Raw genomic sequence first — 10,926 nt, 5'->3', positions numbered from 1 at the left:
GGCATCAATAGATGAAAGCAACTGGTATTGTTCGTCGAATTGATGATTTAGGAAGGGTTGTCATTCCAAAAGAAATTCGGAGAACGTTGCGCATCCGAGAAGGCGATCCGCTCGAAATATTTGTTGATCGTGACGGTGAAGTCATTTTAAAAAAATATTCGCCAATTAGTGAGCTTAGTGATTTTGCGAAAGAGTATGCCGAAGCTTTGTTCGATAGTTTAGGGCATCCAGTATTAATTTGCGACCGCGATACGTTTATTGCTGTTGCAGGTGTTTCGAAAAAAGAATTTCTCAATAAAAGCGTCAGCTCCTTAGTGGAAAAAGTGATGGAAGAGCGTCAACCGGTGCTTCGCATAGAAGAAAGCGAAGTGGAAATGGTTGATGGACATACAGAACGATTGAAATCGTATACGATTGGACCGATTGTGGCAAATGGCGATCCAATTGGAGCGGTTGTCATTTTATCAAAAGAGAAAACGATTGGTGAAGTAGAGCATAAAGCAGTAGAAACGGCTGCCAGCTTTTTAGCGCGACAAATGGAGCAATAAGAAAAGCGTCAGCGGCGAGAACAGCTCTCGAAGCCAAATGTTCTTCCGACGAGAAGCGCTTGCCGCTTCGACGAAGGCTGGTTTAGCAGAAGAGAGCTAGCCAGTAAGAGAAAAGCGTCAGCGGTCTATTTTGCTTAAAGGCCGCCCGCGTGTTTTGACTAAGGGGCGATGTTTTCCAATTGGATATGGTTGAACAAGTTATGATGAAATTGTCTATATGTTTTTTTTAAAAGGTAGCTTCTATGCTGCCTTTTTCTTTTGCGGTATAATGGCAAAGGTTAGTTTTGATAATATGGAAGGTGAAACACGATGACTCTTAATGGTGAGTCGCGAACGTTGAAAATATGGCGCGGGACAGCCATATTAGCCATCGCTGCTTTCATTACGAAAGTGCTGAGCGCTTTTTATCGCATACCGTATCAAAACATTGTCGGCGATGTCGGTTTTTATATTTATCAGCAAGTATATCCGATTTACGGTATTGTCGTTGCTTTAGCGACATACGGCTATCCAGTCGTCATTTCTAAATTGGTGGCGGAACGAATCGAAGAAAAAGATGAACAAGGAATTACATATATTTTGCAAGTTTCGTTATGGTTTTTAATTGGGATCGGCCTTCTTTGCTTTAGTGCGTTATATATAGGAGGAGCCTATATTGCCGAATGGATGGGGGATGAAAAGCTGACCCCGCTTATTCAGATCATTTCGTTTTCTTTTTTGTTGCTTCCGTTTCTTTCAACATTGCGCGGCTATTTTCAAGGGCAAAACAACATGGTGCCGACCGCTGTTTCGCAAGTCGCGGAACAGTTTGTAAGGGTCGTTACGATTATAGGCTCTTCCTATATCCTTATTAAAAGCGGACGTACGCTTTATGAAGCTGGAGCAGGAGCGATTTTTGGTTCACTGACAGGAGGTTTTGCTGCTCTTTTCGTTTTAATCGCTTATTGGTTGAGAAGAAAGAAAAAAGAACCGTATACAAAAGCCATGATCAGTACCAAAAAAATTGTCCGTTATCTGTTTGTTCAAGGATTGACGATTTGTATTGCCAATATGGTTCTTACGCTTACGCAGCTTGTCGATGCGATGTCGTTATTGTCGTTGTTAATGAAAAGCGGAATCGAGCAACAAATGGCCAAAACGTTAAAAGGGATGTACGACCGTGGACAGCCGCTCATTCAACTAGGAACGGTTGTTGCCACTTCGTTTTCATTAACGCTCGTGCCGCTTATTGCAGGAGCGAAAAAGCGAGGAGATAAAGCGTTTATTTTGGAAAAAACCGATTTATCGCTTCGTGTTGGAATCGTTGTTGGCGTTGGCGCTTCGTTCGGTTTAGCGTCTTTGATTCGCCCGACGAATGTCATGTTATTCGAAAACGATGCGGGCTCTTTACAGTTAACGATTTTAGCGCTGTCGATTTTTTTTACAACGATTGCTCTTACGACTTCAGCGCTCTTACAAGGAATCGGATATGAGTGGATAACAGTTACCGGGGTAGCGATCGCCGTTGTTTGTAAATGGTTGTGTAATCTATGGCTTGTTCGCATGTTTGAGACTACTGGAGCAGCGGTTGCTACTTTGCTCTCGTATATGGTGATGTCGTTATTTTTGTATTTCATGCTGCAAAAAAAGACGGGCGTTCGGTTTATGAGAAAAAAATATGTATATTCTCTCATTAGAGCGGCATTGATGATGGTTGTGACGCTAAAGCTATACATGTGGGTGACAGAGCCGTGGGGGGACAGCCGTTTTGGAGCGGCTGGACAAGCTTTAGTTGGAGTGCTGCTTGGTGGAAGTGTTTATATTATAATGGTGTTAAAAGGAAAACTTTTTTCTCAACAAGAAGTTACTTTGTTTCCATTTGGAGAAAAATTGCGTATACTTCTTTCTAAAATAGGTGATGAACAATGAATACGATTTTTATTCTCGGCTTAGGTGCGGGAGATATTAACCAATTGCCGCTAGGTGTTTATCGTCGATTAAAAACGGCTTCGCCTCTTTTTTTGCGTACAAAGGAACATCCCGTTGTCAATGCGTTAACGGAAGAAGGGGTTTCATTTACTTCATTTGATGACCTTTATGAAAAGCATGAAACGTTTGAAGAAGTGTATGAAGCCATCGTCCGTGTGCTGTTGGAATATGTACAAACGGGTAACGTCTTTTATGCAGTTCCGGGTCATCCTCTCGTAGCGGAAAAAACGGTACAGCTTTTATTAGAAGCCGAGCAGAAAAAGCAATGCCGAGTGGTCATTGAAGGCGGGCAAAGTTTTTTAGATGCGTTGTTTACGGCTTTGCGAATTGACCCTATCGAAGGGTTTCAACTCATTGATGCAACATCGTTCCGTGAAGATGAATGGCAATTAACGCATCATGTTGTTTTTTGCCAAGTGTACGATTCGTTTATTGCTTCGGAAGTAAAGCTGGCATTGATGGAGCAGCTGCCTGACGATTATCCGGTGTATGTCGTGACGGCTGCAGGAAGTGCAGAAGAAAAAGTGGTGGAAATTCCTTTGTACGAACTTGACCGCGTCACGACACTCAATAACTTAACAAGCGTCTATGTGCCGCCTGTGAAGGACGAGGCCATGCTGTATCATCGTTTTGAAACATTGCGCCGCGTGATTGCGACATTGCGGGGACCAAACGGCTGTCCATGGGATCGCAAACAAACGCACGAATCATTGAAAAAATATTTGCTTGAAGAAACGTATGAACTTTTTGACGCAATTGATGAACAAAATGATGACGGCATGATTGAAGAGCTTGGCGATGTGCTGTTACAAGTGATGCTGCATGCACAAATTGGCGAGGATGAAGGAATGTTTTCCATCCATGATGTCATCAAGGGAATTACGGAAAAAATGATTCGCCGTCATCCGCACGTATTCGGAGATGTGACGGTACAAAATGCAGACGAAGTAGTACAAAATTGGCAACGCATCAAAGAAAAAGAAAAACAAGACCGCGCTTCGTCGCTGCTTGATGAAGTAACGAAAAGTTTACCGAATTTATTAAAGGCATATGAATTTCAAGAGAAAGCTGCTAAAGTCGGTTTTGACTGGGATGAAGTAAAGCAGATGTGGGATAAAGTAGAAGAGGAAATAAAAGAATTTAAGCGCGAAGTTTCGAAAAATGACCATGAGTTTGAAAAAAGGATGGAAGAGTTCGGTGATGTATTGTTTGCTCTTGTTAACATCGCACGTTATTACAAAATCAATCCTGAGGAAGCGCTACATGCTACCAATATGAAATTTTACCGCCGTTTTTCTTACATCGAAGAACAAGTGAAAAAGAACGGCTTGCGCATGGAGTCGCTATCGCTCAAGCAGCTCGATCAATGGTGGGAAGAGGCAAAAGAAAAAGGATTGTAGGGGGTATTTGTTTATGCGGCTTGATAAATTTTTAAAAGTGTCGCGCTTGATTAAACGCCGGACGTTAGCGAAAGAAGTAGCAGACCAAGGACGTATTGCCATCAATGGCGTGACAGCAAAAGCAAGCTCTACGGTGAAAGTAGGCGATGAAGTGGCGATTCAGTTTGGACAGAAAAAAGTTACTGTCAAAATTACAGATTTAAAAGAAACAACGAAAAAAGAAGACGCGTCCCAACTTTATGAAATCATAAAAGAAGAGCGCGTTGAAGTATCCGAAAACGAATCGCTATAGCTTGTTCTAAAATGCCCCTCGCATTCATATATATAGTACAAACCGTGAGATGAATGCGAGGGATGGGATAATGAGTCAACATTATGACGTAAACAATAAAGGATCGGCCCAAGAGCATGATGTCATTATGCGGGGAAGACGTCTTTTAGATATTACAGGAGTCAAGCAAGTAGAAAGTTTTGATAGCGAAGAATTTTTACTCGAAACGGTGATGGGGTTTTTATCGATCCGCGGGCAAAATTTGCAAATGAAAAACTTAGATGTTGATAAAGGAATCGTTTCCATTAAGGGAAAAATTTTTGACCTTGCCTATTTAGATGACCATCATCAGGAGAAAGCTAAAGGATTCTTTAGCAAGTTGTTCAAATGAGTTTAACGACTCAGCTTCAAACGATGCTTGCGATGATTGGAATGGGGAGTTGGGTCGGTGCCGCGCTAGACACGTACGGCCGCTTTTTACAACGGTCGAAGCGGGCTCGTCTTATTGTGTTTGTCAACGATATTTTGTTTTGGCTTCTCCAAAGTTTGATAATTTTTTATGTGCTGCTGCTCATTAACGAGGGAGAGTTACGATTTTACATTTTTTTAGCAATTTTATGTGGCTATGCTGCTTATCAAAGCTTATTTCGCAGCACGTACTTAAAGCTACTAGAGTTGACTATTCGCTTTTTTACGGCGTTATACCGCTTTATTGTCAGGACATGTTATTATGTGATCATTCAGCCGATTCGCTGGCTTTTTCGTTTGCTGCTACTAACGTTGTTACTTTTATGTAAAATTGTAGTATTGATTCTTAAAACGCTCTATCGCTGCGTCGTCTTATTGTTGAAGCCTATTTGCACGTTAGGGAAATGGATTTGGATGATCGTTCCGCTAAAATGGCGAAAACCCTTTGCAAAAATTTTTCATCAACTGGCAGGAGTTATACGAAAAGGGAAGAATATGATCATAAGATGGAGTTCGAAATTTCGAAAGTAAGAGTGGAGGTATGCACAATGAGTGCTTTGCATAAAAATAACGTAACGAAGCTTCAATCTTCGTATGTTTCGGCGCTTGAACAAAAAGAAAAGAAAGCTGGGAAAAGACGGCGCATCGTCATGGTTCGCTTTACTTTTTTAAGCGTTCTGCTGATGGCGCTATCAGCTGCATTTCTATACGTTCTCCACTCTCAATCCGTGAACATCGAAGCGAAAATGCGCGATCAAAGGAAACTGGAACAGCGGTTAGAATCATTAGAAAAACAGCAAAAACGATTGGAGGAGGAGATAAAAAAATTGCACGATGATGACTATATCGCTGAATTAGCACGGAAAAAATATTTTTTGTCGAAACAAGGAGAGATTATTTTTACTGTTCCGGAAAAATAATCGCCGACTTGCTAGCGACATAGGCGTCGGGCTTATTGACACTCGTTTTTTACATTCGTTATAATAAAGAAAACGATTTTTATTTTTTTAAGGAGGAGCACTTTTTTTATGTCGATTGAAGTAGGCAGCAAGTTACAAGGCAAAGTAACGGGAATTACAAAATTCGGAGCATTTGTGGAGCTGCCAGAAGGCGTGACAGGTTTAGTGCATATTAGCGAAGTAGCCGATAACTATGTCAAAGACATTCATGATCATCTTAAAGTCGGAGATGTTGTCGACGTGCGGGTCATTAATGTTGAAAAAGATGGAAAAATTGGCTTATCCATTAAAAAAGCAAAAGAATCACAGCCTTCACAGCGTCCGCGTGCGAAAGTAAACGATCGTGCCATAAAAGAAAGCTTTGAACAAAAAATTAGCCGCTTTTTAAAAGAAAGCGAAGACCGTTTAGCATCTCTTAAACGTCATACTGAATCGAAACGGGGAGGTCGTGGCGCGAGACGCGGATAACTTGCTGCTGAACGATAAGTAAGAGAAGAGTTAAGGCATAAAAGCATCCATTGGTTGGATGCTTTTTCTGTTCGGAATATTTTGTGGATTGATATGGAGCGATCGATCGACCAAAAACCAAAAAGTCTGAGCAAAAAATATTGACAAAAAGGCGAATCACTATTAATATACTAATTGTCGTTGCGTGGCGGCGTAGCTCAGCTGGCTAGAGCGTACGGTTCATACCCGTGAGGTCGGGGGTTCGATTCCCTCCGCCGCTATATAATTAATAAGGCCCGTTGGTCAAGTGGTTAAGACACCGCCCTTTCACGGCGGTAACACGGGTTCGAATCCCGTACGGGTCACTAAAAAAGGATGTTTCCTAACTGGAAACATCCCTTTTTCATTTTATGCAATGATTTACTCTCCTTGTTTCCCTTTTACGAAGTGAACTTAATTTTGTATGGCTATGACAGATTAGTGTGAAATCCGTCGAACACTTTTTTATATCGCTTTCCTGTTTTGACAAATTTCTGATAATTCGAACTATATAATAGGGTTAATAGAAAAGTAAAGGAGTGGATCGGAAATGGAAAGAATTGAAAGACGCATCGTGAGTCAAATTTCGGAGGTGCGATTAAATGAAACGCAAGCTGTTTTCTCGCGCTGGATGAGGCATGTAAAAGTAAGGTTCGCACATTTGTTTATTCATAAGGGATTTATGTTATTAGCGATCGGCTTTTTGCTTGGACGAGCTCTCATTTTATCGAAACTGCTCCCATTTGCATTGCCGTTTTTCGTATCTGTTTATGCAATGCGTCGTGATAAGGCCGGATTGGCTTTTATTGCTTTAGTCGCAGGATCGCTGACGATATCGTTTGAAACAGCGTTGTTCGTTTTTGCAGCAATGTTTAGCTTCTTGCTGCTAAATCAGTTTGTAAAAAAATTTTTTGATGATTTGCTAAAAGTGGCTCCTTTTGTTGTATTTTGTCTATCGCTTTCCACAAAATTAGCGATTGTATATTTTTTCTCTGGGACACCGACGATGTATGAAAGCGTAATGACCTTGATTGAAGCGGGGCTTGGCTTTGTTCTCACCCTCATTTTTCTGCAAAGCATTCCTCTTTTAACTGTGCAAAAACATAAGCAATCATTGCGGGCCGAAGAAATGGTGTCACTTGTGATTTTGCTTGCTTCGATGTTAACAGGCACGATCGGCTGGGAAATATCTCAATTATCAGTGGAACATATTTTGTCGCGCTATCTCGTGTTAGTATTTGCTTTTGTAGCTGGAACGACTGTCGGTTCGACAGTAGGGGTAGTGACAGGGTTAATTTTAAGCTTAGCGAACGTCGATAATTTGTATCAAATGAGCTTATTAGCGTTTGCAGGTCTTTTAGGAGGACTATTAAAAGAAGGAAAGAAAATAGGAGCCGCTTTCGGGTTGTTAATCGCTACTTTACTAATCGGGCTATATGGAAATGGAAAAACAGATGCAATCCCAACAATGATCGAGTCTTGTTTAGCAGCAGCATTGTTTTTGCTGACCCCTCGTTCATGGACAGAAACAGTGGCAAAATATATTCCAGGAACGGTTGAATATACGAACGAGCAACAACAATATGTGCGAAAAATTCGCGATGTGACCGCTCAGCGAGTGTCCCAATTTTCCCGCGTTTTTCAGGCATTAGCCAACAGTTTTTCAAATGATCGATTTTCTTCTAACTATAAATGCGATGAAAAAGAGATCGACTACTTCCTCAGCGATATTACGGAAAAAACGTGCCAGACTTGCTTTAAAAAAGAACAGTGCTGGTCGCATCAGTTTGATACAACTTACGAGTATATGAAACAGATGATGGTAGAGGTCGATGCAGGGAAGCTTTTGCAAAACCATCAATTGTTGCGCGAATGGAATCGGTATTGCGTCAAGGGGAAGAAAGTCATCTCCATCATGGAAAAAGATGTCGCCAATTATCAAGCTAATAAAAAATTGCGAAAACAAATTCATGAAAGCCGAAAGCTTGTTGCCGAACAATTGATGGGTGTTTCGCAAGTGATGGAAGACTTTGCGAAAGAAATTCAGCGTGAACGAGAAAATCATTATTTGCAAGAAGAGCAAATTTTCCGTGCTTTACAAGACTTCGGGATCGAAATTGGCCATGTCGATATTTATAGTTTAGAAAAAGGTAATATTGATATTGAAATGAGCATTCCGTATTGCGAAGGGCGCGGGGAGTGCGAAAAGTTAATTGCCCCGATGCTTTCCGATATTTTAGGCGAAACGATCGTTGTCAAAAGGGAGGAATGTGCAGTATATCCAAATGGATATTGCTGCGTGGCGTTCGGTTCAATGAAAGCGTTCGTCGTTGAAACCGGTGTAGCTTTTGCGGCAAAAGGAGGAGGATTTGTATCAGGGGATAGTTATTCGATGATTGAACTCGGAACAGGAAAATATGCGATCGCCATTAGCGATGGCATGGGAAACGGAGAAAGAGCGCATAACGAAAGCAATGAAACGTTGCGTCTATTGCAAAAAATTTTACAAACAGGCATCGATGAAACGGTAGCGATTAAGTCGATTAATTCAATCCTTTCTTTGCGAACAACTGATGAAATTTTTTCAACATTAGATTTAGCGATGATCGACTTGCAAAACGCTTTTACAAAATTTTTGAAAATCGGTTCGAGTCCTAGTTTTATTAAACGTGGAAATAACGTGATGAAAATTGAATCGGGCAATTTGCCAATAGGGATTATTAAAGAAATCGAATTCGAAATGGTGAACGAGCAATTAAAGGCCGGAGATTTGCTCATTATGATGAGCGACGGTGTGTTTGAAGGACCTTCTCATGTAGAAAATCATGAAGTATGGATGAAACGAAAAATTAAAGAACTACAAACGAATAACCCACAAGAAGTCGCTGATTTAATTATGGAAGAGGTGATTCGTGCAAGTTCTGGAAAAATTGAAGACGATATGACTGTCGTTGTAGCGCAAATTAAGCATAACACGCCAAAATGGGCTACCATCCCTGCGTATATGTATGCAAAAAAGGCACAATAAAAAGTATAAAATCCTTTCATTCCGGCGATGATGGTAATACATCAGTTGAGGAGGAGAATGGAAGGTGCGAAAAGGAACGTTACGGCAAATTTTATTAATTACAGACGGTTGTTCAAATCACGGCGAAGATCCAATCGCCATGGCTGCTCTAGCTAAAGAACAGGGAATTACGATTAATGTCATCGGCGTACTCGACCAAGATATGATGGATGAAAACGGATTGCGTGAAGTTGAAGGCATCGCAATGGCGGGAGGCGGTATAAGCCAAGTGGTTTACGCAAAGCAGCTATCACAAACGGTGCAAATGGTGACGCGCAAAGCGATGACGCAAACATTGCAGGGCGTTGTTAATAAAGAGTTAAAACAAATTTTAGGCTCCAACGTATCATTGGAAGATTTGCCGCCGGAAAAACGCGGCGAAGTGATGGAAATTGTCGACGAATTGGGAGAAACAGTCGAATTGGAGGTTTTAATATTAATCGACACGAGTGGAAGCATGAAAACAAAGCTTCCGACCGTCAAAGAAGCGCTTTTTGACTTATCGCTAAGCTTAAATGCCCGAATTGGCGACAATCAATTTTCTGTTTTTGTATTTCCGGGGAAACGCGGAGATGTAGAAAAAGTGCTTGATTGGACACCGAAGCTAGAGCAGCTGTCGTCCGTGTTTCCTAAACTTACATCGGGAGGGCTTACGCCAACAGGACCTGCGTTGCGCGAAGCGGTTAGCTATTTTAATAAAAAACGTTCGTTAAGGAGCTTGATTGCCAGTGATGAATCATACTTTGAAGAATCATCTATGTAAGCTTCCGATCGGAACGGTGATCGTCGGGAAATGGCATAAACATGCTTATAAAATTGTGAAAACGCTCGGCAACGGAGCAAATGGCGTCGTTTACTTAGCCGAAAGCATGAAAGGGCTTGTAGCCATTAAGTTAAGCGACAATAGTACATCCATTGCATCAGAGGTAAATGTATTAAAACGCTTTTCCAAGGTCCAGGGAGTTGCCCTTGGACCTTCTTTGCTAGATGTGGATGATTGGTTCGATCCTTATACGAATCGGCTTATCCCTTTTTATATCATGGAATATATAGAAGGAGAGGAATTTTTTACATTCGTTAAAAAGAGAGGGAAAGAATGGATTGTTATTTTAATGCTCCAACTATTATCGGCATTAGATAAACTTCATCAAGAGGGATGGGTGTTCGGAGATTTAAAACCAGAAAATTTATTAGTGGCCGGAATGCCGCCAACGGTTCGTCTTCTTGATGTCGGAGGAACGACGTTGCAAGGGCGGGCCATTAAAGAGTTTACCGAATTTTACGATCGGGGATACTGGGGATTAGGCTCGCGGAAAGCAGATCCTGCTTACGATTTATTTGCGGTTGCGATGATGATGATCCACGCTTACTATCAGGTAAAATTTGAACGGAAAGAAAATGCCCGCCAGCAGTTATTGATGATAATTCAGGCAGATGCTACATTGCGAAAATATCGCAACGTATTGATAAAGGCGATTGACGGTAAGTATAAGCAAGCGATGGAAATGAAGCGAGACTTAGTTGCCGCGATTCATTATGATGACCTGCTGCAAAAAGAAAACCATTCACCAACGAAAAAACAAAATCATCGGAAGACGAAAAAAAGAAGCGGAATCATAGAAACGACATTAATTGTTGTTACACTATTATTTGTGTATGTATTGTATTTATATGGACAAGTTCTTTAAAATAACAAACCTTCTTTTTTGAGAAAATGCTTTATTAATGATACGATTAATAGTGTAGAAAATCGATCGTA

At 41.1% G+C, this 10,926-nt stretch carries 11 protein-coding genes and 2 tRNA genes; all 13 read left to right on the top strand.

The window, feature by feature from the left end; all coding sequences use genetic code 11:
- The first annotated feature begins 11 nt into the window (after window positions 1-11).
- The 13 genes from spoVT to HNQ34_RS14195 all read left to right on the top strand — a co-directional run bounded on the left by spoVT (window position 12) and on the right by HNQ34_RS14195 (window position 10,855).
- Window positions 12-548, top strand: a complete 537-nt coding sequence (gene spoVT / locus HNQ34_RS14255; protein WP_183255786.1) for a stage V sporulation protein T — start codon at window positions 12-14, stop codon at window positions 546-548.
- A 309-nt stretch (window positions 549-857) separates the two neighbouring features.
- Entirely contained in the window at window positions 858-2,456 is a 1,599-nt protein-coding gene (locus HNQ34_RS14250; RefSeq protein ID WP_183255784.1) for a putative polysaccharide biosynthesis protein, read from the top strand.
- Complete coding sequence (gene yabN, locus HNQ34_RS14245) at window positions 2,453-3,916, top strand: bifunctional methyltransferase/pyrophosphohydrolase YabN (protein ID WP_183255782.1); 1,464 nt, start codon at window positions 2,453-2,455, stop codon at window positions 3,914-3,916. The genes HNQ34_RS14250 and yabN overlap by 4 nt, the downstream gene beginning before the upstream one ends.
- 13 nt (window positions 3,917-3,929) lie before the next feature.
- Window positions 3,930-4,208, top strand: a complete 279-nt coding sequence (locus HNQ34_RS14240) for an RNA-binding S4 domain-containing protein (protein ID WP_183255780.1) — start codon at window positions 3,930-3,932, stop codon at window positions 4,206-4,208.
- Window positions 4,209-4,278: 70 nt separating this feature from the next.
- A complete protein-coding gene (gene yabP / locus HNQ34_RS14235) occupies window positions 4,279-4,578 on the top strand; it encodes a sporulation protein YabP (protein ID WP_183255778.1) in 300 nt (99 codons plus the stop codon).
- Complete coding sequence (gene yabQ / locus HNQ34_RS14230; protein WP_183255776.1) at window positions 4,575-5,186, top strand: spore cortex biosynthesis protein YabQ; 612 nt, start codon at window positions 4,575-4,577, stop codon at window positions 5,184-5,186. The genes yabP and yabQ overlap by 4 nt, the downstream gene beginning before the upstream one ends.
- A 17-nt stretch (window positions 5,187-5,203) precedes the next feature.
- A complete protein-coding gene (locus HNQ34_RS14225) occupies window positions 5,204-5,575 on the top strand; it encodes an FtsB family cell division protein (RefSeq protein WP_183255774.1) in 372 nt (123 codons plus the stop codon).
- Between the two features lie 108 nt (window positions 5,576-5,683).
- Window positions 5,684-6,082, top strand: coding sequence for a S1 domain-containing RNA-binding protein (locus tag HNQ34_RS14220; RefSeq protein ID WP_183255772.1), 399 nt, complete (start codon window positions 5,684-5,686; stop codon window positions 6,080-6,082).
- Window positions 6,083-6,268: 186 nt separating this feature from the next.
- Window positions 6,269-6,342, top strand: a tRNA-Met gene (locus tag HNQ34_RS14215).
- A 12-nt stretch (window positions 6,343-6,354) separates the two neighbouring features.
- Window positions 6,355-6,426: transfer RNA gene (locus HNQ34_RS14210), tRNA-Glu, on the top strand.
- A 224-nt stretch (window positions 6,427-6,650) separates the two neighbouring features.
- A complete protein-coding gene (gene spoIIE / locus HNQ34_RS14205) occupies window positions 6,651-9,128 on the top strand; it encodes a stage II sporulation protein E (protein ID WP_183255770.1) in 2,478 nt (825 codons plus the stop codon).
- A 64-nt stretch (window positions 9,129-9,192) separates the two neighbouring features.
- The gene (locus HNQ34_RS14200) at window positions 9,193-9,930 is read left to right on the top strand and encodes a VWA domain-containing protein (protein WP_183255767.1); all 738 of its coding nucleotides are present in this window, start codon (window positions 9,193-9,195) and stop codon (window positions 9,928-9,930) included.
- On the top strand, window positions 9,899-10,855 hold the full coding sequence (locus tag HNQ34_RS14195) for a serine/threonine protein kinase (RefSeq protein WP_183255833.1): 957 nt from the start codon (window positions 9,899-9,901) through the stop codon (window positions 10,853-10,855). The genes HNQ34_RS14200 and HNQ34_RS14195 overlap by 32 nt, the downstream gene beginning before the upstream one ends.
- The last annotated feature ends 71 nt before the right edge of the window (window positions 10,856-10,926 follow it).

Source organism: Anoxybacteroides tepidamans, assembly GCF_014201465.1.
GTDB classification, from domain to species: domain Bacteria; phylum Bacillota; class Bacilli; order Bacillales; family Anoxybacillaceae; genus Anoxybacteroides; species Anoxybacteroides tepidamans.
Note: the sequence above shows the minus strand (reverse complement) of the source record. Positions and strands in the feature narration are given on the sequence as shown.